Raw genomic sequence first — 23,184 nt, forward strand, 5'->3', positions numbered from 1 at the left:
TACCTTTCTTAGACTCTTTAGTATATGTGTACTATATTTAGATGCGTTTGCCCTGAGCTAGCAACCATTTAATGTCTGGCAATAGCTCAACCTAACTCACTATTTTTAGTTAGGAGTAAGTCTTAATTCTTCACGCTTGTTATAGTTAACTTTATGTTAAAAACCAAATGTAGTTAATCAAGCTTTCATCGTAGCATGGTTAAAAATAGCCTTAATAAAAATCCAGATAAAACAATTAAGAAGCTGCATCGCTTTTTTCTCAATCCTTATAGTGATTGTGCGTTCACTAAATGCCCCAAATGCGATAGTAAAACTAAGTTACGCAAGTTCCCTTTGGTAATCCACATTGAACCTAAACAGCTATTTTTACTAAATAAACAGTGTAAATATTGCCCAAGCTGCGACTTAATTATTGCTAAAAAACAGGAAATTGAGCCATTGATGGCTGCTACTTTTGTCCAAACAAATCCTCAAATTGTAGGCAATAATTATGTAGTTATGGGAACAGTTGATAAAAAAGATTGGAAGGAAGGCGACAAAAATTTGCTTTCCCCATCGGAAATGATTGGACGGGTATACATCTTCAAAGATGTTTGGAATTTTGAAGTCATTCCGGCAGGTTGGTATCCTAATGAAGGAAAACAATAACACTAAAGTTCTTTCCCTATTCAAGTCTAGCTATGTGCAATCATCGGTAGATATTGAATGAAGTTAATATTGTGGCTTCAAATATTGTTCACAACAGAAAAACAAACATGGAGTCATTACGAGCAGTTCTGACTGAACCTTTGTACACTATGCCTTCCATTAAGTACAATTTAAACTACTATTAATTGGTAAGTTTGCAGTATATTGTGCTAAAAAGTTTATAATAGCCGTATTACAAAAGTTCTGGATTAGGACAGTAGAATATGACATTGAAAAATACTTTTGGTGAATATAGTTTTGTCACTAAATTAGACGTTACTAATCTTGAAGCTAGTGCCGAGTGGTACAAGTCCAAGCTTGGGTTAGTTCCTGAAGAAAAATATAACACACCTAACTGGAGACAGTTTAGTTTTCCTGATACTCCACGCTTTGCAATCGGATTGAACTTGAGTGACTCAGTTGAACCAGGTAATATTGTTAGTACCTTTGTTGTCAATGATATAGTTACTGCTCGTCAAAGCCTGGCTGAAAAAGGAGTCTCAGTTGGGCCAATTACAGATGTTGGTCATGGAGTGCAATTATCCACTTTCAAGGATATTGACGGAAATTTGTTAGGGATTAGGCAAAATCCGCAGTCTTAGCCTGGATTTAAACTTAAATCGCGGAATCAGATAAGGACATGATTTCATCTGCAATTTAAGCTAACTGTCTTAGTGGCGGATCAGCCTAAATAATTTGTAAAACGAATCTTGACCCAAGATTTCCCGCCAACTCCCCAATTATGACTCCAATAGTCCACCTCAGTAGGACTTTCGGTAATCAAAAGGGGAGGTGGAATTAACAGTAACTTAATTTTCTTTTAAATTAACAATGTACTATGTAGAAGTTGTTTTCCTTGGAAAAAATGGAATTAAGAAAAACTAAAGTGGTTAAAAATTGTTTAAAGATAACTACATTAGTTATGCAGGCTAGTCACTTCTCTTTATAGAAGTGGTATTAATCGCATACTAAACCTGAAAAATTGAAGAAAGATTAATTTGAAGAAGAATTCAGAAGGCAGAATCAATCAGGGATTCAAACCGCGCAGGAATTGTTCGCGCTTGCGTCTCGTAGAGAAGACCACCAAATCTACGATTTAGTGGGGATCTTAAACCCGTTTATTCATCCACCACTCGCACAGAATACCCAACTGAATTCTGACTGCTGACTCCTGAATTCTGTTCGATAACTGATTGCAAATATCTAAAATGCAGAATAAGGTGTGTATGGACTACATTTTCCTCAACCTACTACTCTGCATAACTGTGCAAGCTGACTTTTACTAATTTTTTCACTTTCTTCACTGAATCCACAGCGTCAAGACCATAAAGAGATTTATTATGGCTAAACTGAATCCAGTACAGCTACAAAAAAATTTGACCCAAGTTAACTATCCCCTTAGCAAGAAAAGCTTGGTTAAGTATGCTGAAGAAAAAGGTATTGACGAGAAAATCCTGCGAATCTTGAAGAAGTTACCTTCAAAACAATATGAAACTCTCGCTGATGTGGCCAACTTAATTGATGAAATATCCATTGCTAAAATCAGTCTAGTACAATTAGAGAAAAACTTGATTGCAGTTAACTATCCACTCAGCAAAAAAGACTTGGTTAAGTATGCTGAGGAAAAAGGGGTTGATGAGAAAGTCCTACGAGCCTTAAAATGGTTGCCTTGTAAACAGTATGAAACATTAGCTGATGTAGACAATGCAATCAATCAACAGTGATTGGATTAATACTAATAAAATAAATACATCTGTATTGGTTAAGGCGCTACTTTCTCTCGAAACAACTTCCCAGCAGAAAACGCAGGCACTCTCGTAGCTGGGATAGTCATTGGCTCATTGGTTTTGGGATTACGCCCTTCCCGCTCTGAGCGATCGCGTCGCTCGAATGACCCAAATCCGACGAGCGTTACCTTATCTCCATTCGCTACAGCTTCGGTAACAACTGACAAAAAAGCACTGATTACTTCATCAGCTTGCTTTTTTGTGATGTTGGTCTTTGCTGCTACAGCATCTACTAATTCGCCTTTGTTCATAAATCACCTTGAATCATTGCAAGTAATCGAAATCTAGCATTATTACCTCTTATTCATAAAGGGGAAAAGGAATAATTTTCTAGCAACACGCGAAAATTAACAATGCACGACGACTATTACTGTGTCGATTTGGCGCGATAGATAATCGCTATTTTGCTCCAAAACCGTCTAATTGGTATAACAGTTTCATTTTCTATTAGGTAAATCCATCTTCATATTCAGCCACAAGAGATAGGATATTATATAGTATTTATGTACTATATAAAGGACTGAAAATAAACCTGAGCCAATACGATTAAACTATGCACCTTCTATGGTTTCGTCGGGATTTGCGTTTAACTGATAACGAAATTGTCACACTAGCAACTGATAATGGTGTATCCCTCTTCTGTCACTTTCCGGGTATTCTGAATAAAAGAATAAAAAAAGAAAACCCTGAAAGGTAAGTAGGTCAATGGATGTAGAATTACAAATCTTGAAACATTTGGCAAGAGACGCTCACCCAACAGTTGCCACCATAGATGAATATTGTGCAGAGTATAAAGATCTGTTTAAAGAAGTAAGAAATTATGAGTGCTTCAAATATTTACATCTGGGAATAATGTCCCAAATTCAAAGAAAATCATTACCAGAGATAGCGAAAGTCGTAAGTATAAACTCAGCGAGCGTCATTACATCATTTTCTAGCCAATTCAGATTGGTCAGTAAACAAGTTAAAACAACGAAGATTAAATAAATTGAAGAAAGAATTAGATGGTCAGGCAATTACAGTAGTCATAGATGAAACCGGAGATAGAAAAAAATCACTTGAAATACAGTAGCCATTACTCCCGACTGTTGCCCATGCAGACATTGTGCAATAAAATCTAGTTGACCTTTGGCTAATTGGTTAGAAAGCGGCTCAATGAGTACCTCAACTACACCATTACAACTAAGACCAAATCCCCAAACAATATCATCGCTGGCAGTAGTATTGTAATTGACAACAACTGGAACTCCATCAGTAAATATCAGGGCTTGGGCTTTTTCAAAGACATCACTTTCTAAGCAACCACCACTCACACAACCAATCATTTGCCCTTCTTCAGTCAACAGCATCCTCGCACCAGGGCGACGATACACAGAGCCACTGGTTTTGACAACAGTGGCTAGGGCTGTGAGTTGACCTTGATTTTGAGTTTGCTCAAAAGCTGCGAGTATGTTTTGAAGTTCTTTCATGGATAGTGTAAGTCAAGAAAAGACAGGAATTCTTTAATGCGTGAATTTTGAATTGCTGTATGTATTACTAGCCGCCAATTTTGGACTTTGTTCGCTTGTAAGTACTTGTGGTGCTGGCTTCTCTTTGCTTAAAGTTAATTGTGGGTTTAAGTGTCAACAACTCCTGCACCTGTGCTTGCAACTGAGTAGGAGAAACACCAGAGCGCAAAGCCGTTTTGAGATTAATTTGTCCAGTTTCGTTCAATAAGCAGGGACGTAACCAGCCGTCAGCAGAAAGCCGTATCCGATTACAACGCTCGCAAAAACACTCTGACATCTGGCTGATAAATCCCACTGTACCTAAAGCTTTAGGAATTTGAAATATTTCAGCGGGGCCATTACCATGTACCCATGATTCTGTCAAACCCCAATGAGAGCGGATACGTTGGCGTAAATCTGCTGAAGATATCCAACCGCGATCGCTAAATAATTGAAAATTACCAATCGGCATAAACTCTATAAATCGGATATGCCATCGTCTATCAATGGTCAGAGCTGCAAGATCCAAAACTTCGTGGTCGTTAACTCCAGGAATTACCACTACATTTAGTTTTAATGGGTCAAAACCTACTTTGTAAGCAGCTTGAATCCCATTCCAGACTTCTTGCCAACGAGAACGACCACGATTGCCAATAATTTGGTCAAAGGTATTTGGATCGAGAGAGTCTAGGCTAATGTTAATGCGGCGTAACCCAGCATCAAACAGACTTGAGGCTATGGGTACGAGTAAAAAGCCGTTTGTCGTCATTGAGAGGTCTTTGGTTTGGGGAAGAGTTGCGATCGCTCTGACAATTTCCACTATATTTGGACGTAGCAGTGGTTCACCTCCCGTTAACCGAAATTTGGTAAACCCTAACGGAATGAAGACCTTTTTGAGCAGCGTGAATAACTCTTCATCTGTGAGAAAATCTTGCCGTAAGATATAGTCCAGTTCTGCCCCCTCTGGCATACAGTACTTACAGCGAAAGTTACAACGGTCTATTAAACTAATCCGAAGATAATCTACAGAATTCATGATTTCTTTGGTAGTTAAGATGGAAGTGGTGGTAAGCTATTTACTCCGCCGCCATAACTAGGCGAAAACCGATGCTGATACCCCGATAATCCGGTTCATAGGATTTGCGGAAAGAACTGCGCCAACTGTCGGCGGTTTGATGCCAACTACCACCACGCACGACGCGCTGGCTGCCACTGGCTGATCCTTTAGGGTAGGTAGATGGGCTTTGTGCATAGTAGTTTTCGCCGTACCAGTCTTGCACCCATTCCCATGCATTACCATGTACGTCGTATAAGCCCCACGGATTAGACAGTTTTTGACCGACAGGGTGGGTGCCGCCACTAGCAAAGTCATCGCCGTACCAAGCGTAGCGACCTAAGTCACTGATGTTGTCACCGAAAGAATACGCTGTAGTGGTGCCAGCACGGGCGACGTATTCCCACTCCGCTTCTGTAGGAAGTCGGTAACGGGTATGTCCTTCTTTGGCGTTGAGTTGTCTGATGAACGCTTGGGCATCGTTCCAGGACACCGTTGCCGGATGGGTCGGTCGGGTGATTCTTTCCTTCATACCTGGCAGGTTGTAAAAAGGATTTGACCGATCCAGCGTGTAAGGGTTGCTACCCATCACGGCTTCCCATTGAGCTTGGGTTACTTCATATTTGCTGATGGAAAAGGGTTTGTTAATGGTGACTGAGTGCTGTGGTTTTTCGTTGTTGTCTGCATCAGGCTGATTGTTGCTGGCACCCATCGCAAAGCTGCCAGCAGGAATGGCGATAAATTCTATTCCGATACTGTTGGTCACGACTTTTGTTGCTGCGGGGCTGACGGCTGGCTGTGCAGGTTGTGCAGGCGGTGTGGTCTGTACAGACTGTACGTTCCTTTCTGCCTGAAAGCAGGCAGATACGGCAAATAGAAGGGATAGTATGGATATTGTTTTCATTCATCAAATGACCTGACTCACAGCAGCTTGTCCGGCGTAATCGGCAACTCCCTGATGCGCTTGCCTGTGGCATGGAAGACGGCGTTGGCGATCGCCGCCGGGATGCCGACCATGCCGAGTTCACCCATACCCTTGACACCGAGTGGGTTGACGATTTTATCGTCCTCCTCAACGAATATCGTTTCGATCTCCAGAATATCGGCATTAACTGGCACATGATAGTGCTGCAAATTCGGGTTCATAATCCGTCCGTAACGGTGGTCAATTTCAGTCGCCTCTTGCAGCGCCATCCCAATACCCCACACCACGCCGCCGATTTCCTGGCTGTGCGAAGTTTTCGGATTCATGATCTTGCCGCAGGCACTTACTTCAATGGCGCGCGTGACGTGGACAGTCCCCACATCCGGGTCAACTTTGACTTCCACAAATTGCGCGCCATGAGCGCCAGTCGCGTATTTTTCTCTTTCCGGCGAAGGTTTGGCTTCGTGGATATCAACCAGTTCGCTCAGATTGTTCCGCCGCATTAACTCAGAAATATTTATCGATCGCGACGAATCATCTTTGATTTGCAGCTTTCCGCCAAGCATCTCGACCTCTTCGATTTTCGCCGTCCTCAAAGGTGAAGCCGCATCTTTATTAGCCAAATCCAACAGTTTCCGTCTGATGTTTTGTGCCGATTCATAAATCGCCGTGCCGACGCTCGCTGTGGTAAATGAACCGCCCTGCACCGGAGCAGACGGGAATTTTGTGTCCCCAAGTTCAAATTTTACCTTTTCGGCGGGCAAACCGAGATATTCAGCAGCAATCAAAGTCATCACCGTGTAAGTTCCCGGCCCGATGTCTGCGGTGGCGCTGGCGACATGCGCGGTGCCATCCGACTTCAAAGTAATTCTCGCCGATGCCGGTCGCTGAAACGCGCCCCAAACTCCGGTCGCCATTCCCCAACCCACTAGAAGCCGTCCATCCCGCATGGAATGCGGCTCAGAATTGCGATTTTTCCAGCCGAACTTTTCGGCACCGAGCCGATAACACTCGCGCAGAGCTTTGCTCGAATAAGGCTTCCCACTATCTGGATCGACATCGGTGAAATTGATCAGCCTCAATTCAAGCGGGTCGATCTTCAGCGCATAAGCCAGTTCGTCCATCGCGCATTCGAGCGCAAACATTCCGGAGACGGCGCCCGGCGCCCGCATTGACTCAGGAGTTGTCAAGTCAGTTTTGACGATCTTGTTTGGCGTATCCGCATTCGGGCAGGCATAGAGCGGGCGCGTGAATTCCGTCGTGCCGTCCGTCCAATCTTTGAAGGTGGAAGCATTTTTAATGGCTTCGTGGATCATTACGGTCAGCTTTCCGTCTCTTTCCGCTCCGAGGATGACTTTCTGCCAGGTATAGGGACGATAGCCGTGTCCGGTGAACATTTGCGTTCGTGTATAAACCAACTTTACAGGACGCTTGATTTCGCGCGACGCGACGGCAACCAGCGCCGGATAATAATTTGGTCTTAAAGACGAGCCAAACGCGCCACCGACAAATGGCGAAGTGACGCTGACGTTTTCAGCGGGAAGGCTAAAAGCTGCCGTTAGATGCTCATGCACGACATTCACGCCCTGGGTTTTATCGAAAATTTTCAGTTTGTCGTTTTCCCAGAAAGCGATCGCACCGTGCGGCTCCATCGGATTGTGGTGTTCGATGGGGATGGTATAAACGGCTTCGATTTTGACGGGTGCAGTTGCTAAGGCTGCCGCCGGATTACCGCGTGGTTTCGGCGCGCTTCTGGGCGGATCAAATGCCGTGTCCAAGACATCTTCCACGCGAGTGACCGACTTTTCTGCCGTGTAAGTTGCCTTGACAAGACGCGCCGCATATCGCGCCTGCTCGAAGGTTTCAGCCAGCACGAGCGCAATTGGCTGCATATTGAAAACGATTTTGTTTGATTGCAGCGCGGGAAAAGGAGCCATTATGCGCTCCGCGCTGGTCGCGGACTCCAGTCCGCAAAACGCAGTCGCCGCCAGTCTTGGATAATTCTCGTGGGTGAGAATGCGAATCACTCCCGGTGCGCGGAGTGCTTCCGCCGTATCGATTGCTTTAATCGTGCCTTTGGCGATGGTGCTCGTCACGATAAAACCGTAGGCAAGATTGGGAACCTTGAATTCCGCAGCGTATTTAGCCTTGCCTGTAACTTTTGCGATGCCGTCCACACGGCTCATTTCTTTTCCGATGTATCTTGCCATTTCTTTTATCCTCCCTACTTACGCAGTGCCGCCTGTCATCGCTCGCTGCAAAGCGAGAACAATGGCGCGTTTTCCGAGTTCGACTTTATAACCGTTGTGTTCAAGCGGTTTCGCATCTTTGAGAGCCGCTTCAGCAGCAGCCCGAAAAGTTTCTTCCGTCGCAGGTTTTCCGATCAGAACTCTTTCCGCTTCGGGTGAACGCCAAGGTTTATGCGCGACACCTCCCAAAACAACGCGTGCCTGTTTGATGTTGTTGCCGCTTGTTTCTAAAGCAGCAGCCACGGCAAGCAGTGCAAATGCGTATGAAGCGCGATCGCGAACTTTTAGGTAATAAGACTTGTCGGCGAAGTTATTCTTCGGCATTTCGATGCCAACGATCAATTCTCCATGCTGAAGATTGTGATCTTTTTCCGGCGTGTTGCCCGGCAAGCGATGGAAATCTTGGATTGGGATTGTGCGTTCTTGCCCGTTTGTGCCGCGAATCCTCACTACTGCATCAAGCGCATAAAGCGCATTCGCCATATCGCCTGGGTAAGTCGCTACGCATTTATCGCTGTAGCCAAAAATGGCATGAATGCGATTAAGCCCCTGAAGCGCTCCACATCCGCTGCCGGGTTCGCGTTTGTTGCACGGCATAGCGATGTCGTAAAAATACTGGCAACGGGTGCGTTGCATCAAATTTCCCCCGTTGGTCGCCATATTACGAAGCTGCGCGGAGGCACCAGCTAAAATCGCCATTGACAAAAGTGGGTAATTTTGCCGGACGAGTGCATGGTTAGCCGTATCAGTATTTTTGGCTAACGCGCCAATAGAAATTCCGTTCGAGGTCGATCTAATCTGCGCCAGATTCAAACGTGAGATGTCAACAAGTTCGCTGGGACGCTCGACGTATTCTTTCATCAAATCAATCAGATTTGTCCCACCTGCCAGAAACTTTGCCGTTTGATTAGCGGAAACGGTGCCAACAGCGCTTGCTGCGTCGGTTGCGTTTGAATATTTAAACGATTTCATCGGCTTTGCCCTCCTGATTTAAGGCCACGGCAATTTCTTCATCGGTCGCAAAATGCCAGGTCTGGGCTGTTTCGCGCCCGGAATGAACTTCTCTGATTGCCGCAACGATTCCTGGATACGCACCGCAACGGCAAATGTTGCCGCTCATGCGTTCTCTGATTTCTTGATCAGAGAGTCTTAAATTCTGGGCGCTCGTCCGCAAATTGTTAGTGACGTGACTCGCGTCGCCGTTTTTGGCTTCCTGTAGAAGCGCCACCGCCGAACATATCTGCCCCGGCGTGCAGTAGCCGCACTGGAAGCCGTCGTGTTTGATGAACGCCGCCTGCATCGGATGAAGTTCGTCACCCTCAGCTAACCCTTCGATGGTCGTCACCTGTTTCCCCTCGCAGCTCGCGGCAAGTGTCAGACACGAAAGCACGCGGCGCCCGTCAACGATCACCGTACAAGCGCCGCACTGTCCCTGATCGCACCCTTTTTTGGTGCCGGTCAATCCAAGTCTTTCGCGCAGGGCGTCGAGCAGCGCCGTGCGCGAATCCACTTCCAAGCGTTGAGTCGAGCCGTTGATTTTCAAAAGAACCTTAACGGCGTTTTCCACCCCAGCGTTCGGGGCGAACACGGCGTCGGGCGAAGCGGCGAGCGTGGCAAAGGACTCCTCTTTCTTTAGCCAGCAGGTGGAAGGCGAAGGTGCCGAGTGCAGCAGCCATACTTTGCCCCAAGAATTTGCGGCGAGCAGCACCGACAATACCGAGTTCGTCGAGCAGTGTTTCTTCGTCCCTACTCAAATCTTTCTGTTCTTGATTATCGTCCACGATCCTCCTTGCAAAATTCTCGAACAACCCCTGGACTAGTGTTTGTTTTTTGTGCCGACTCTTCTAACGGTTTGCACCCACCGAAGGCGCTTCTGCACCTTCGCTTGGGCGTCATTTCTTCTCGAAGACTTCCTTCGCCACGGAAATCGCGGTAACTGCGTTAGGCCAGCCCGCATAAAACGCCAAGTGGGTAATAGTCTCGATCAACTCGTCCTGGGTCACGCCATTTTCGCGCGCTAGGGCGAGGTGAGATCGAAGCTGGTCGGGACGGTTCATCGCGATCAGCGCGCTGACGGTCACTAGGCTGCGATCGCGCTTTGATAGCTCAGTACGTTCCCACACATCGCCAAATAGCACGTTGTCAGTGAGTTCAACCAACTTGGGGGCAATGTCGCCGATCGCTGTTTGGGCCGGCGTCGGTTGCACACTGACACCGGGAACGGAGCGTGCAGGCACAGAGGATGCCGACCGTTGCGCCTGAACTGGCGCATTGTACTGCTGTACTGCGCGTCGCTGACTTTTTCCATCCATTCGGTGTTCTTGCCGTCGAGCTGTTCAACAATGCCGACGTGCGTCATTGGCATGTTTGGCGAGGCTCCGTGCCAGTGCTTTACACCCGGCGGAATCCGGACGACATCTCCTGTCCGGATCTCCTCGATCGGGCCACCCCAGCGCTGTACGCGGCCCGTGCCCGCTGTGACGATCAATATCTGACCAAGCGGATGGGTGTGCCATGCCGAGCGAGCACCAGGCTCAAATGTAACGTTGGCGCCAGACGTGCGTGCTGGATCGTTCGCCTGGAACAGAGGAGCAGGCTGTATCCTTCAGACTCTATCTCTGGAATCTGGTTAATAGTACTTGTGGCACAGGTTAAAGTGATAACAATTGGAAGATAATTTTTATTGCTTGCTTACATAACAGTTAATCTATTGAGTAATAAATAATTTCACCTAAGAAACTATTTCAAAAATCATGATGTTGGGAATAAATCAAGTCAAAATTTTTAAAGCTTTATTCCTGGAGATATCTGTCATTATATTTGCGCCAAAATATTTGATAAACATGGTAAATAGCACTTTCCTATAGAGATCGCTGTCTACAACGAGTATTTGCGATTCTGTAACCGTACTATAAATTAAGGATTGTTTTATTTCGTGTATGAGTAGATTGAATACGATACAAAACTTATTAAACTTAGTTTGAAGAGGAAATAAAGCAGCCTGACTTTCGGTTTCAGTTCTATTGGTATTCAACATTTTGGTCGTAGTTTCTTGGTAATCGATCAATACGGTTTAGTTTTAGCAACGGAAAAATTTTGAGCGTTAAGGCACAAAAGCTCACAGCATAGTAGTTGTAACTAATCAGCCTTTGCTTTTTACCCTTACCGACTCAGCCACCAGCCGTATGACTTTGGTAGAACTTTCTTGCTGCACGAGCCGCCCCTGGAACTGTACAAAGCCAGGGGAGCTAACAGCGCCTGGCTCGTGGGTCGGAACAGGATCGATCTTGTTTCTCCCTCGTCTATCGCTCGCTGCCAGCTATCTGGCTTGCACGTGTTGCCTTGCTTAATGAGCTAAGGAATGCAACCAGAGAACACATTTTTTGCCGCTCAACGACCGGTCATTTGCTCTAGCTTTTCGGGGTATCTAGCTCCTTGCACCGCGATCTTAGAGGCGGCATCATCGATGTCACGCAGATCGTCAGGCGTGAGTTCGACTGAGACTGCCCCGATGTTTTCGTCCAAGCGATGCAGCTTCGTGGTGCCTGGGATGGGTACGATCCACGGCTTCTGGGCTAGCAGCCAGGCGATCGCAATCTGAGCAGGTGTCGCCTCTTTTCGTTCTGCAATGCTGCCGAGTAGATTAATTAGGGCCTGATTCGCCTTGAGAGCCTCGGTTGTGAAGCGAGGCAGGGTGCTGCGGAAGTCGGAACTGTCGAAGGTCGTGCTTTCGTCCATCTTGCCAGTGAGAAAGCCCTTACCCAACGGGCTGTAAGGAACAAAGCCAATACCGAGTTCCGATAACGTCGGTATCACTTCCTTCTCAGGAGTCCTTGTCCACAGCGAGTATTCGCTCTGGAGAGCAGTGACCGGCTGCACCGCATGGGCGCGACGAATCGTTTGCACTCCTGCTTCCGAGAGTCCAAAGTGCTTCACCTTCCCTGACTGAATCAGTTCTTTCACCGCTCCTGCCACGTCTTCAATCGGCACATTCGGGTCAACGCGGTGCTGATAGAGCAGGTCGATTGTCTCGACCTTGAGGCGCTTGAGCGAACCTTCCACGGCCTGCTTGATCTGCTCCGGTCGGCTATTCAATCCGGGCGCACCCGTCATTCCGCGCGGATCGGAATTAGGATTAATATCAAACCCGAATTTGGTGGCAATGACCACTTGCCCCCGGAAGGGAGCGAGGGCTTCGCCCACAAGTTCTTCGTTTGTGAATGGGCCGTAGACCTCGGCAGTGTCAAAGAATGTCACGCCGCGATCGATGGCGGCCCCCAGAAGGGCGGTCATTTCCTGGATGTCTTTGGGTGGGCCATAAGAAAAGCTCATTCCCATACAGCCCAGCCCGATCGCCGAGACTTCTAAGTTGCTATTCCCCAGTTTGCGCGTTTGCATTGTTTTTTTCCTTTGATGTATAACTGATATTGTTTACCGTTGATCGTTTCCTCTCACTCGGTGCCGGATTCTTGTACACCTATCTCCCGGACTCTGAATTCTTCCACGTCGGTCAATAAAAGATACTTCCTGAGCAACGCTTCATCAAACTCGGCACGGCGATTCATTTTGTTCAGTAAATCTCGTCGTCGCTCCAGCAGTTCCAGGTAAATGGATTGATAGTCTTTTAATGAGTTTTGCCAAGCGAGATTTGATTCAGAGAGTTCGCGATCAAAAACCTTCAGATCGATTTCAAGCTTCGAGAACAGATTATCCAAGTGTTCGTTTCGCGCCCGCTCTTCGCTGTATTTTTCTTCCAAAAATCGAAGCGAAGCCAGTGCTAATTTCTTTTGAATGATGATCTGCTGGTGTTGCTCAGGAATAAGGGTGAACCTATCTCTGAGGTTTACTGTGCGGATCAGCCAGGGAAGCGTTAACCCTTGAAAAACTAGGGTGATGAGAATGACGATAAACGTGATGAAGAGAATTAGCTCACGGTAGGGAAATGGCTGTCCAGCTTGAGTGAGGAGCGGGACGGAAAGTGCGGATGCCAGCGATACTACACCGCGCATTCCCACCCAACCGAAAATCAGCGGGCCTCTCCATCCGGGATTCGGGTCTGACACCGTGATAAAGCGGCTCATGACTCTCATCAAAACAGAAGTTCCTAGTGTGCAAAGCAGTCTTGTTCCGATCAGCACGATCGCGATGATTAATCCATACCCAACGGCACTGCCTAAACTAATGTTTCCAAGCTGCCGGACGACAAACGGCAATTCGAGTCCGATGAGCAAAAAAATCAGCCCGTTCAAGACAAAGACCAGATTCGCCCATACATTTACGCTTTCAATCCGGCTTTGGTAACTCAGAAAACGATCGCGCTTGCTGGATAAGAGCAATCCACCACTAACGACCGCTAGCACGCCTGAACAGTGAAAGTGTTCAGCAGCATAATACATACAGTAAGGCGTAACCAGGGTTAGGACAATTTCGATGCTGGACGTTGTGGGTAATAAACGATGAATGCCATAGAAAATCAATCCCACAACAAGACCGATCACGATTCCCGTTAAAATCACGAAAACGAAGTTGACGGCTGCTGCTTGAAATTGAAACTGTCCGGTGAGAATTGCCGCCAACGCGAAACGAAACACAATCAGCGACGAGGCATCGTTAAGCAAGCTTTCGCCTTCAATCAGACTGACCAGGGATTTCGGCACGTTGACCCGCCGCATGATCGTCGTCGCAGAAACGGCATCAGGCGGTGAGATAATGCCACCCAACAGAAAGCCCATCGCTAGAGTAAAACCGGGAATGAGCGCACTGGAGACCACTGCAATTACGCATGACGTTAAGATGACGATCGGAAAAGCAAACCCGATGATTAGCCCTCGCCATTTCCAGAATTCTTTCCACGAGACTTGCCACGCCGCTTCATACAGCAAGGGTGGAAGAAAGATCAGGAAAACTAGCTCTGGGTTAATGGTGATATTTGAAAACGGAGCGATGAAACTCAGCGCGAGTCCGCCCAGTACAAGCACGATCGGATAAGCCAGTCGCAGCTTATTCGCAATCATGACCAATCCGAGAATGATCAAGATCAGGCAAATATATTGAATGAAGATGTCTTGCATGAAGCCGATGTTGAAGAGAAAAGTAACGTCATTAAGAGTTGGGTTTATTCACGACTTCATTCAAGCATTGCAAAGCATTCAGCGTTCGCGGATATCCCACCCAAGGCAACAATTGTGTAATCAGATCCAGTAGTATGTCTTTGCCGTTGCCGACATTCAGGTTGCCTTGAATGTGCCCCTTTATCTGTGATTCAACCCCACCCAGAGCAATGAGGATAGACAGTGTGATCAGCTCCCTAACTCTTATGTCTACGCCATTGCGGGTGTAATAATCGCCAAAGCAATTGGCAGACAGAAACCTTTGAATGTGTAGCTGGTCTTTGGGCGATCGCTGATACATTTGATCGATTGTCTTCCCGAACACCGCTTTCTGTATTGCCAGCCCTTTGTCGTAGCGTGTTTCCGGGTTGGTGGTCGATTGCCCTTCTAAAGGTAATTGAATGCCCCTGCTGGACATCACTTCATTCGTGGCATGAACGAAGTCAAATGCTTTCGCCATACCCACATAGGGTACCGACTGATACAGGATCTCTTTGATTTCAATCGCCGTTACTCCGACATTGAGCGCAGCATCCAGCATAACCCTGTATTCGCTTACTGCCTGGCTGCCAATGATAGATGCCAGAATTAGCATGACCCTTGTCTTTGTATCCAGTTTGCTCTCAGCAATTACTTCGTTGAAGGTGAAGTTGTCAAAGACTTCGATCAGTTCCGGGTCAGTTACTTTCAGGGTCGATTTGTGGTTTGGAAACAGTTCTTCATGGTTTTTATCTGCCGCTTCACTTATCCTTACAGAGTCCTTCTGCTGTGTATTTGTCATCCGCACCTCCTTATTTGGGTTAAAATTCTCTGGTCAGCGATTCCGTCTATAATCCCGTGCGCTTTTCCAACTCTTCTGGATAGCGATCGCCTGACACTGGAATTTGCGCCAATGCCGCGTCGATGCTCTTCAACTCGTCCTGCGTCAGTTCGATATCTGCTGCCGCAACGTTTTCTTCCAGGCGGCTCAATTTGGTCGTGCCGGGAATGGGCACAATCCAAGGTTTTTGCGCCAGTATCCAGGACAGGGCGATTTGCGCTGCTGTAGCTTTCTTCTGGTTCGCCACCTCTTTCAACAAATCCACCAAGAACTGGTTGGCGTCAAGAGCCTCCGGCGTAAACCGAGGAACGATGCTGCGGAAGTCGGATTTGTCGAATTTTGCATCCTTGCTGATACTGCCCGTCAGGAAGCCTTTACCCAAAGGACTAAACGGCACAAAACCGATTCCCAACTCTTCCAGGGTAAGCAACAAGGTTTCTTCTGGTCGTCGCCACCACAGGGAGTACTCACTCTGAACGGCAGTTACCGGTTGGACTGCGTGCGCTCGGCGAATGGTCTGTACCCCCGCTTCTGAAAGCCCCCAATGTTTGATTTTGCCTTCACCGATCAAATCTTTGATGGTTCCGGCTACGTCTTCGATCGGCACTTGGGTATCTACGCGGTGCTGGTAGTACAAATCAATCGCGTCGGTGTTTAAGCGCTTCAGCGAACCTTCTATGGATTCCCTGATTCCTGATGGATGACTGTCCTGCACCTGCTTGCCGTCGTGTAACTTAATGCCGAACTTCGTGGCAATGACGACGCGATCGCGGTAGGGTTTGAGCGCTTCGCCCAGCAATTCTTCATTGGTGAAGGGGCCATACATTTCGGCTGTATCAAAGAAGGTGACGCCACGCTCCACTGCGGCTTGGAGCAGGGAGATACTTTCTTGCTTGTCGAGGGTATTACTGTAGGCGTAATTCAGCCCCATGCAGCCCAGCCCGATCGCCGAGACTTCTAAGTTGCTTTTTCCAAGTTTACGTTTTTGCATAATTTCTCCTTTGAGGTGTCATCAGTTGAAATACATCCGGGTTGTCCGCCCGATCCTGCTGGTGACTGTGAAGTGTCATTTCGAGCCTGCTCTTTGATCCGTTGGATCGCAGCGTTGAATCCGTCGGGCGTACTGCTGGAACCTGCGAGGCGATCCACTTTCACCTCGTCGATGCGCTTCCCGACAACGACCACCGGGATCGCGGCAGCAAAGCGGCGCTGCAAGTCGAGGGATGTCGGGTTCGTCGCATGAGGAGTAACTCTGACGCTGGTGATAACGTCGTCGACCAAGGTGACAGTCACCGTGATGGACGAGGGGAGGCCCCCGTATTGACCAGTCGCCGTGAAAACGCCATCTTCGTAGGCGGACTCTTCACTCATTGCCCATCTCGAACGGCTGACACCGGCACCAGAGGCAGAGGTCGAGCGCTTGACTGCCATATCCGTCGTCGAGCATGAGGCTATGACAAGGGACACGGAGATCCCTGCTATCGTCGTGACTATAATCCGCTTGCTCAGGGTAGTCATACCTTCTCCTTGTGAGTTGGTTGGCTGTGTTGTACAGTCAAGCATTCTGCTGCGGGTTGCGCTTTCACGAGAATATCTCGCCGTCGAAGTTTTGCGATATCTCAGCGCGGCCATCAGCAAACATCCGCACATACGAGAACCGGAAGACCTCTGCCAGATGCTCCGCCCTTGTGAAGAAGAGCGCCGTCGCCAATCCATCGGCGATCGCAGCCTCGTCGGCGACAACCCACGTCGCTACCACATCGCGCACCGGGACGCCAGTCCGAGCATCGAGTACGTGGTGCAGGTTGTCGCCCCAGGCACGTCTGCTGACCGCAGATGCACACAGGGCGCGGTCTTTCAGGTTGGTCACGCCAATCACCATCTGGGGGGCGAACGGGTGTTCAAGCCCGACTTGGATGCTGGACTCACCCGAATGACGAATGTCTCCACTACCGTCGATCACGAACTGGATGAATCCGGCCTCGCCAAGGATCTCAGAGATGATGTCCACGAGGTAGCCCTTCCCCGCCGCTCCGACATCGATCGCGAGTGGACGCCGCGTGATCAGCGATGTGCCGTCCCGGATGATGTCCTTCGACCAGGTAGCTCTCCCTCGATCGTGCGCCTCAGCTCGCACAAGGTCGGACGCGGGCATGAGCGAGTACGTCTGGTCGTAGCCAAGGAGTTCGAGGTCACGGCCAACAAGCGGGTCTACGGCACCTGCGGTAGCCGTGTGGAGCCGTTCATAGAGATCGAAGAGGGCAAGCGAGTCATCGGGAAAGTCGAAGCAACCACCATTAGAAGCGGCGGCAACCTGAGACACGAGGGAGTCTGGGCAAAACCGCGAGTACGTGGCGTCGAATTGTTGGATTCGATTGAGAATGCACTGCTGCAAGCGACGGGTCAACGGCTTGTACGTTTCGATCTCCCATTGAGTTCCGATGGCCTCGAAGGTGAACACAAACCTGCTGACGCCGTTCTCCGCTACGTAGTCCCTATAGTTACTGCTGATCGGTTTCGGTGCGTCGCCCATTGTGCCATGCGAGATTGACTCCTGCTTGTCCACCGCCGAACCGTAGCCAAAGCTCAGTCCTACACAGCCGACCCCGATCGCCGAAACTTCTAGGTCACTGTTGCCAAATTTGCACTTCTGCATGATTACTCCTTTGTTTGAGGTTCCACCGCAGTTATGCAGATTTAAGGGATGCCATATCAATACAGAAGCGGTATTTCACATCGGACTTGAGCAGTCGCTCGTAGGCTTCGTTTACCTTCTGGATGGGGATGACTTCGACATCTGCGGTGATGTTATGCTCGCCGCAAAAGTCAAGCATCTCCTGGGTTTGGGCGATGCCGCCGATGTTAGAGCCGGAGAGACTGCGGCGGGCCATGATCAGGCTGAATGCCGAGACATCCAGGGGCTTGGTGGGTGCGCCAACAAGGGTAATGTTGCCGTCGCGGGTGAGCAGGTTAAGATAGGCGTTGATGTCGTGATTGGCGGAAATGGTGTCGAGGATGAAGTCGAAGCTGCCTGTGTGCTTCTGCATCTCGTCGGCGTTGCGGGAAACGACCACTTCATCGGCACCAAGGCGGAGTGCGTCTTCCTTCTTGTTGGGCGCTGTCCTAGAACCAGTCTCACATTTGAGCCTGGCATCAGACGTGCGTGCTGGATGGTGTGCCTCGAACAGGAGGTCAACGCGGACAGTGCCGGTAAAATACTCAGCCTGCCCTTTGGCGGAAGGCTGTGAGCCACTTCTTTTGATGTCCATTTTCTTAATTTCTTCACTTTATGCGATTTTGGTTGTCAGTAGGCAAGTCTCTTGCCCAATCAAAACTGAGTTTTTTATTAAATAAAAATCTAGAGTGCTTACAAGAAGCCAAAATCATTTTTCATTGCTTTAGCTTCATCTTAGGCATTTTGGAGGACAAACAATAAAACAATTGTCTAAGATTGTTGTACAATCCTGCAAACTTAGAAATGAACGCTGCCAAAACGAGTGAAAAGTCCGATATCAATTTTATAAACGACCCGCAGGCAAAGCGCGAGGCAGACAGAGCGCAAGCCCACAGAGATGAACTGATTGAGCCAATTGCACAGGCTATTCGTCAGGATGGGACAATTGAGCCGCACAAAGGATTGCACTTCAACCGCTCCTCCTCGCCTTCGGAACCCTGTCATAGTGTCTCTATCCCTGCCTTTTGTGTGATTGCTCAGGGCAGCAAAGAAGTTTTTCTGGGCAGCGATCGCTATCAATACGACCCGATGCATTATCTGCTTGCTACGGTCGAACTGCCAATTGTTAGCCAAATTCTGGAAGCGTCCAAGGCGCAACCGTACTTTAGCGTTCGCCTCGATCTTGACCCCACCCTCGTTGGTTCAGTGATGGTCGAGGCAGGGTATCCCTCATCGCGTTGCCGTGCTGATGTGAAAGCGATTGACGGTAAGTCCGTTGAATGCAAATCTGTTGGACGCTGTGGTGCGGCTCGTCAGGCTTCTAGATTCCCCTGCTGAAGCTCATGTTCTCGCACCACTGATTAAGCGGGAAATCATTTACCGACTCCTGATGGGAGAGCAAGGTAATCGGCTCCGTCATATTGCAGTTCTGGGTGGCTATACCTACCATATCGCCAGAGCCGTCGCGCGACTTCGTAAAGACTTTAACGAGCCGATCAAGATTGAAAGCATTGCACGAGAGATGGGAATGAGTGTTTCGGGTTTTCACCATCACTTCAAGTCTGTCACTGCAATGAGTCCCTTGCAGTTCCAGAAGCAACTGCGGCTCCAAGAAGCTCGCCGCGTGATGCTGGGGGAAAACCTTGATGCTACCAGTGCTGCCTATCGAGTTGGGTATGACGATACCTCGCACTTCAATCGGGAGTACAAGTGGCTCTTTGGTGCACCACCGATGCGGGATGTGGAGCGCCTGCGAGAAGCTGCTAAGGAGACTGCTAATTCAATATGATCTCTTTAAGATGTCCTAATCTTACCAGAAATCGCTAAAACATTGTGGAGACAGATATGTGTAGCGCACCGTATGCTGAATGTTTTTGTGTCTTAGACAATGCTGAATAGGTTATATATCGTGCCATTGGTGTCAAGTTAAGAAAAATGCATAGCTGTCAAGAGCGGCTAAATCAATGGTAAAAGTCAACACAAGGGTGTTGAAAAAGCCATGAGTAAATCACGAAAAAAGCAAAGGAATCCAGATTTTCGCCATCGAGTCAGCGTAGCTGCTCCAGCCAGTGAAGAAATAGAATCACGCCTGTTTGAAATAATCAGTCCAGGTACATTTGCTAACCTCATTAGACAGATATATTGCTCAGTATTATCTCGTAGGTTTTTCAGAAATCAAATATGATTTCTATAGCAAGAATTTCACATTTACAAGCGTGCCATTCCTCTAAAGCCAGATATATCATCAACACCGTACTCTTTCTCTATCAAACTCAACAGCTTCTCCTCCACCGTAGTCAAATACGGCCGCTTCAACTCCCCCAAGTACTTCAACATAGCACGGACAGCTTCTTCCAAGCTTTCATTTTTCCGTAACCTGCTGATGCGATCGCTAATCTGCTGCATCTGCTGACATTCCTGGGGCAGATAATTGAAGGACTTCATGTGCTGCAACCCAACGGCGTACCTGACTTTTCACGGGATGTGGAAAAGAAAGAGTGGTTCGCGATAGACTATCGCGAACCACTTCCTATTATTTATTATATTTGGAAGTTTCTTCGACTAAATCTTTTAAACCCTGTCTGAGAGCCTCAATTGAACGATCTAAAGCTTCAATTTTAGTCCTTGCAGTAATTTGTTCAATGGCATCTATGTAAGCTTGACTACCAGCCTTACCTAAATGCTTGTATTTGGAAAGCTTGCCATCGCTCCGAGTCGGAAATATTGGTGTTGTAGCATGTAGTTTATAGTACCAATAAAATTCTTTACGCCCCAATGCTTGTTAACGAGCTATCCGACAATTCGGTGGCGCAACAAGCGTTGAGTCGTGTATAGCAGCCACTTCAAGTTCAAGACGCTGTAACATGTCGATAACTTTGTCTATACGCGATTGTAAATCCTCTTGGGCTATAGTTTTCCGGTCTTTCGACATAAAATCAAGTAACCTAAGACGATTCGCGACAACCAGTCGCGAACCATATTCCTCTATAACTTTGTTGAGTAACTAAAATCAATATATTGATTTTAGATTTTCATGCAGCAACCAACCTTGACATAAGGTTTCTAATTCCAACCAGCCTCGCCACAAAACTTGTATCCCAATAGGGCTATTCTTCCTATGTTCTAAGTATCCCCCTAGCCGTGCAATTGCTCTAATTACCCAATCAACTGTAAGCTCTACGTCCTTTTTTTGTTTGGGTGGAGTACTAGCAAGTAGCACATCCATTTGTATTTTTGTTAACACTAATTCTGCCGAACTGTGCGGTGAATTTCGATGTAAATAAGTCATTCGCAGTAATTGTGCCGCAATCACTGTTAAAAAACGTAACATTGATTACTTGTTTCACCCGCCAAGCGGTAACTTTCCGCTTTACAGCCAGATTTTAGTATTTTGTGATACTCTTCTATCCGCCAACGATACGTATACCAGCGAAGGATTTGAGATGCTTCTGCCTGTGTTTTTATTAACTCGCTTGTCAGTAGCATCCACGTAACTGGCTCGCATCCGTCTGGCACATTAATCTCTGTTGCAAAGAGCGCGTAAACGTTAAAATTACCTGATTTTTTTAATCGAGAAGGAGGATTAATCAAGATAAGTTGTATCACCTACAGCTAATACTATTGGTATGCCATAAATCTGCTTAGAAGTTTGTTTAAAAGATGGTTGAGTCAATTTCTCAAAAGTTGTTTTGGGGTTAGAAAAGAATTCGTAGCCACGTTTTAGGTCACTAGCACTTTGAAATATTTGTGATCAAGGCTCACCATATTTTACTTTTAAAGCCTCCGCAATTAACACTGCTCTGTTGGTCAGACGTTTGTCACCAAAATCACAATTGCGGTACGGGTTCGCTTCTAATAGTTTCATTTGCACCCCAAAATACTACACTACAAGCACCTTACATTAGAGGACGCAAATCATCTTAAGTTCAAAGGATTGGTTCGCGACAATCTATTGCGAACCAATCCCCTTTTCCACATCCCGTGAAAAGTCAGAACTATTTAACAAGGCTATAGATGTTATTAGTTATGAGTTTTCTGCTCAACCCAAATATCCACTCTATCTTGCATTTTTAGGTCGTATATCTCCAGACAAGGAGCGCCATCATCATTAAAAGCTGCTATCAGATAGAAAAGACCGCACGCAGCTACTCAACTTAATTGTTGCAGTGGTTATTATTTATTTTTTTCAGATCGGAGCGAAGATATTTAGCTAGGAAAGCCTTTTCGATAATATAACCAGTTGTATAGTTTTGAGGGATGAAATGTAGTGCTTGTGCAATTAAATTGTTTAAGTCTGATGGGTGTTCACAAGATACATATTGACCAAGCTAGATAAGGGCTATAACTTGTCCTTTTTCTTCTGAATAAAAATCGTCTACATATTTATGTAGTACTCTGACTGATGTTCTTCCTGTCATTTCAAAATCTTCTAAATAATTAGACAATTTGTCTAGAAAAGTTTCTGATATATTTACTCTCCCAAACAGTATATCTGATGACTTTGGACAATAGATTAATTCAGCAAGCTCAATGATTTTATATACTTTACTAATTAATGAAAAATTCATGTTTATCTTCCAGCTAAAATCATAGTGAATAAAGACGAATATTGATAAGCCCTTAATCTGCACTTCATAGAGTATGACAGATGGGTGCTTGAGATTAAATATTGTTCCAAGTTTTAAATGTATAAAATAAGTTCATAGTGTTTAAGTTTCTTACAAAAGTTAATATTATGTAACAGGATCTGACTAAATCTAGAGTATTTTTTCTTAATTGTGTATATCCTTGAACCTTGGAGAGAGTGATTACCACAGAAAAAACTCTAGGATGAAAGATGTTAATAAAAGTTTGAGTTCTTGATTTTAGGATCAAGTTTTTGTCCTAATGGTTAAGCGATCGCTCCAAGCATCACTCACTGGGATTCAAGAGGCTAAAAGAGCGTTTGCCCGTAAGGGGTGGACACAAGACAATCTAGCAGCAGAAGTCAACCTCAAGACTAGACAACCAATTTGGCGGTTTTTCAGTGGTCGTCCAGTTGAGCGTCATACTTTTATTGAAATTTGCTTAATATTGTCACTGAATTGGCGAGAGATTGCGACTAATCCTCCAGCAGAATTTTTGGAGCGAGAAGAATACGCCCAGCCTCTGGCGTCGGATATTGATAAGTTAGTGCAGAAAGTGCGATGTCTACGACGGGCTACGCCTACGCAACGCTTTGACAAAATTCAAGACCAGTTCAAGAATACTTCACAGCGAGGAAAATCGTTGCCAGCCATAATTTAGAGGCATTTGGGCAAGCGCTATTCGGTCTAGTCAGTCATATCACTGACCCCCACTGGCGCGAAATCTTCTTGTTAACCGCTACCATGCTCAGGAGTGCAGACTCTC

At 46.8% G+C, this 23,184-nt stretch carries 27 protein-coding genes and 3 pseudogenes; 8 read left to right on the forward strand and 22 right to left on the reverse strand.

Features of this window, described 5'->3' with window-relative positions; translation table 11 throughout:
* Positions 1 to 195: 195 nt before the first annotated feature.
* The 3 genes from HWQ42_RS00330 (at position 196) to HWQ42_RS00340 (ending at position 2,411) form a co-directional block, all read left to right on the forward strand.
* Complete coding sequence (locus HWQ42_RS00330; RefSeq protein WP_292808303.1) at positions 196 to 648, forward strand: hypothetical protein; 453 nt, start codon at positions 196 to 198, stop codon at positions 646 to 648.
* Between the two features lie 263 nt (positions 649 to 911).
* Entirely contained in the window at positions 912 to 1,289 is a 378-nt protein-coding gene (locus tag HWQ42_RS00335) for a VOC family protein (protein WP_292808305.1), read from the forward strand.
* A gap of 738 nt (positions 1,290 to 2,027) precedes the next feature.
* Positions 2,028 to 2,411 carry a DUF2795 domain-containing protein gene (locus HWQ42_RS00340; protein ID WP_292808307.1) on the forward strand — a complete coding sequence of 128 codons (384 nt, stop codon included), beginning with the start codon at positions 2,028 to 2,030 and terminating at the stop codon, positions 2,409 to 2,411.
* A gap of 38 nt (positions 2,412 to 2,449) precedes the next feature.
* On the opposite strand, the gene HWQ42_RS00345 is transcribed toward HWQ42_RS00340, so the two are convergent.
* Positions 2,450 to 2,725 carry an HU family DNA-binding protein gene (locus HWQ42_RS00345; RefSeq protein ID WP_292808310.1) on the reverse strand — a complete coding sequence of 92 codons (276 nt, stop codon included), beginning with the start codon at positions 2,723 to 2,725 and terminating at the stop codon, positions 2,450 to 2,452.
* A gap of 302 nt (positions 2,726 to 3,027) precedes the next feature.
* Between HWQ42_RS00345 and HWQ42_RS00350 the strand changes: the two genes are divergently transcribed.
* Complete coding sequence (locus HWQ42_RS00350; protein ID WP_292808312.1) at positions 3,028 to 3,171, forward strand: deoxyribodipyrimidine photo-lyase; 144 nt, start codon at positions 3,028 to 3,030, stop codon at positions 3,169 to 3,171.
* An 8-nt stretch (positions 3,172 to 3,179) separates the two neighbouring features.
* Positions 3,180 to 3,528, forward strand: a pseudogene (locus HWQ42_RS00355) (transposase); the annotation flags it as partial.
* Here HWQ42_RS00355 and HWQ42_RS00360 read toward each other — a convergent pair.
* From HWQ42_RS00360 to HWQ42_RS00430, 15 genes and pseudogenes are all read right to left on the reverse strand, one after another.
* A complete protein-coding gene (locus tag HWQ42_RS00360) occupies positions 3,500 to 3,943 on the reverse strand; it encodes an XdhC family protein (RefSeq protein WP_292808314.1) in 444 nt (147 codons plus the stop codon). The pseudogene HWQ42_RS00355 and the gene HWQ42_RS00360 sit on opposite strands and share 29 nt — an antisense overlap.
* A 67-nt stretch (positions 3,944 to 4,010) precedes the next feature.
* Positions 4,011 to 4,997, reverse strand: a complete 987-nt coding sequence (gene moaA / locus HWQ42_RS00365; RefSeq protein ID WP_292808316.1) for a GTP 3',8-cyclase MoaA — start codon at positions 4,995 to 4,997, stop codon at positions 4,011 to 4,013.
* A 40-nt stretch (positions 4,998 to 5,037) separates the two neighbouring features.
* Positions 5,038 to 5,919, reverse strand: coding sequence for a formylglycine-generating enzyme family protein (locus HWQ42_RS00370; RefSeq protein WP_292808318.1), 882 nt, complete (start codon positions 5,917 to 5,919; stop codon positions 5,038 to 5,040).
* A 17-nt stretch (positions 5,920 to 5,936) separates the two neighbouring features.
* On the reverse strand, positions 5,937 to 8,150 hold the full coding sequence (locus HWQ42_RS00375; protein ID WP_292808320.1) for a xanthine dehydrogenase family protein molybdopterin-binding subunit: 2,214 nt from the start codon (positions 8,148 to 8,150) through the stop codon (positions 5,937 to 5,939).
* Positions 8,151 to 8,168: 18 nt separating this feature from the next.
* The gene (locus tag HWQ42_RS00380; RefSeq protein WP_292808322.1) at positions 8,169 to 9,161 is read right to left on the reverse strand and encodes a xanthine dehydrogenase family protein subunit M; all 993 of its coding nucleotides are present in this window, start codon (positions 9,159 to 9,161) and stop codon (positions 8,169 to 8,171) included.
* Entirely contained in the window at positions 9,148 to 9,756 is a 609-nt protein-coding gene (locus HWQ42_RS00385) for a 2Fe-2S iron-sulfur cluster-binding protein (RefSeq protein ID WP_292808351.1), read from the reverse strand. The genes HWQ42_RS00380 and HWQ42_RS00385 overlap by 14 nt, the downstream gene beginning before the upstream one ends.
* Before the next feature lie 325 nt (positions 9,757 to 10,081).
* The gene (locus HWQ42_RS00390) at positions 10,082 to 10,501 is read right to left on the reverse strand and encodes a carboxymuconolactone decarboxylase family protein (RefSeq protein WP_292808324.1); all 420 of its coding nucleotides are present in this window, start codon (positions 10,499 to 10,501) and stop codon (positions 10,082 to 10,084) included.
* A 5-nt stretch (positions 10,502 to 10,506) separates the two neighbouring features.
* Positions 10,507 to 10,791, reverse strand: a pseudogene (locus HWQ42_RS00395) (cupin domain-containing protein); the annotation flags it as partial.
* A gap of 788 nt (positions 10,792 to 11,579) precedes the next feature.
* Complete coding sequence (locus HWQ42_RS00400) at positions 11,580 to 12,587, reverse strand: aldo/keto reductase (RefSeq protein WP_292808326.1); 1,008 nt, start codon at positions 12,585 to 12,587, stop codon at positions 11,580 to 11,582.
* A gap of 53 nt (positions 12,588 to 12,640) precedes the next feature.
* Positions 12,641 to 14,260, reverse strand: a complete 1,620-nt coding sequence (locus HWQ42_RS00405) for a Na+/H+ antiporter (RefSeq protein WP_292808328.1) — start codon at positions 14,258 to 14,260, stop codon at positions 12,641 to 12,643.
* Between the two features lie 31 nt (positions 14,261 to 14,291).
* Entirely contained in the window at positions 14,292 to 15,080 is a 789-nt protein-coding gene (locus HWQ42_RS00410) for a carboxymuconolactone decarboxylase family protein (RefSeq protein WP_292808329.1), read from the reverse strand.
* A gap of 46 nt (positions 15,081 to 15,126) precedes the next feature.
* Positions 15,127 to 16,110 carry an aldo/keto reductase gene (locus tag HWQ42_RS00415; protein WP_292808331.1) on the reverse strand — a complete coding sequence of 328 codons (984 nt, stop codon included), beginning with the start codon at positions 16,108 to 16,110 and terminating at the stop codon, positions 15,127 to 15,129.
* A complete protein-coding gene (locus HWQ42_RS00420; protein ID WP_292808333.1) occupies positions 16,077 to 16,490 on the reverse strand; it encodes an FMN-binding protein in 414 nt (137 codons plus the stop codon). The genes HWQ42_RS00415 and HWQ42_RS00420 overlap by 34 nt, the downstream gene beginning before the upstream one ends.
* A 211-nt stretch (positions 16,491 to 16,701) precedes the next feature.
* The gene (locus HWQ42_RS00425) at positions 16,702 to 17,775 is read right to left on the reverse strand and encodes an FAD:protein FMN transferase (RefSeq protein ID WP_292808335.1); all 1,074 of its coding nucleotides are present in this window, start codon (positions 17,773 to 17,775) and stop codon (positions 16,702 to 16,704) included.
* Positions 17,776 to 17,806: 31 nt separating this feature from the next.
* A complete protein-coding gene (locus HWQ42_RS00430; RefSeq protein ID WP_292808337.1) occupies positions 17,807 to 18,388 on the reverse strand; it encodes a zinc-binding dehydrogenase in 582 nt (193 codons plus the stop codon).
* Positions 18,389 to 18,597: 209 nt separating this feature from the next.
* Between HWQ42_RS00430 and HWQ42_RS00435 the strand changes: the two genes are divergently transcribed.
* Complete coding sequence (locus tag HWQ42_RS00435; protein ID WP_292808339.1) at positions 18,598 to 19,131, forward strand: AraC family transcriptional regulator; 534 nt, start codon at positions 18,598 to 18,600, stop codon at positions 19,129 to 19,131.
* The gene (locus HWQ42_RS00440) at positions 19,097 to 19,582 is read left to right on the forward strand and encodes an AraC family transcriptional regulator (protein ID WP_292808341.1); all 486 of its coding nucleotides are present in this window, start codon (positions 19,097 to 19,099) and stop codon (positions 19,580 to 19,582) included. Before HWQ42_RS00435 ends, HWQ42_RS00440 begins: the two co-directional genes overlap by 35 nt.
* 419 nt (positions 19,583 to 20,001) lie before the next feature.
* Here the strand turns inward: HWQ42_RS00440 and HWQ42_RS00445 are convergent, their stop codons facing one another.
* The 6 genes from HWQ42_RS00445 to HWQ42_RS00460 all read right to left on the reverse strand — a co-directional run bounded on the left by HWQ42_RS00445 (position 20,002) and on the right by HWQ42_RS00460 (position 22,361).
* Complete coding sequence (locus HWQ42_RS00445) at positions 20,002 to 20,238, reverse strand: hypothetical protein (RefSeq protein ID WP_292808343.1); 237 nt, start codon at positions 20,236 to 20,238, stop codon at positions 20,002 to 20,004.
* A gap of 88 nt (positions 20,239 to 20,326) precedes the next feature.
* Positions 20,327 to 20,569 (reverse strand): hypothetical protein, encoded by a 243-nt coding sequence (locus HWQ42_RS00450; protein ID WP_292808345.1) that lies wholly within the window; start codon positions 20,567 to 20,569, stop codon positions 20,327 to 20,329.
* Between the two features lie 234 nt (positions 20,570 to 20,803).
* Positions 20,804 to 21,124, reverse strand: coding sequence for a hypothetical protein (locus HWQ42_RS00455; RefSeq protein WP_292808347.1), 321 nt, complete (start codon positions 21,122 to 21,124; stop codon positions 20,804 to 20,806).
* On the reverse strand, positions 21,109 to 21,399 hold the full coding sequence (locus HWQ42_RS35365; RefSeq protein WP_367119029.1) for a transposase: 291 nt from the start codon (positions 21,397 to 21,399) through the stop codon (positions 21,109 to 21,111). Before HWQ42_RS35365 ends, HWQ42_RS00455 begins: the two co-directional genes overlap by 16 nt.
* Positions 21,400 to 21,544: 145 nt before the next feature.
* A complete protein-coding gene (locus HWQ42_RS35370) occupies positions 21,545 to 21,658 on the reverse strand; it encodes a transposase DNA-binding-containing protein (protein ID WP_367119030.1) in 114 nt (37 codons plus the stop codon).
* Positions 21,659 to 22,121: 463 nt separating this feature from the next.
* Positions 22,122 to 22,361: a hypothetical protein gene (locus HWQ42_RS00460; RefSeq protein ID WP_292808349.1), complete on the reverse strand. Its 240-nt coding sequence runs from the start codon at positions 22,359 to 22,361 to the stop codon at positions 22,122 to 22,124.
* A 319-nt stretch (positions 22,362 to 22,680) separates the two neighbouring features.
* Between HWQ42_RS00460 and HWQ42_RS00465 the strand changes: the two are divergent.
* A pseudogene (locus HWQ42_RS00465) lies at positions 22,681 to 23,031 on the forward strand (NTPase (NACHT family)); the annotation flags it as partial.
* Positions 23,032 to 23,184 lie beyond the last annotated feature (153 nt).

This window comes from Nostoc sp. JL23 (assembly GCF_017115065.1).
In the GTDB taxonomy this organism is placed as follows: domain Bacteria; phylum Cyanobacteriota; class Cyanobacteriia; order Cyanobacteriales; family Nostocaceae; genus Nostoc; species Nostoc punctiforme_A.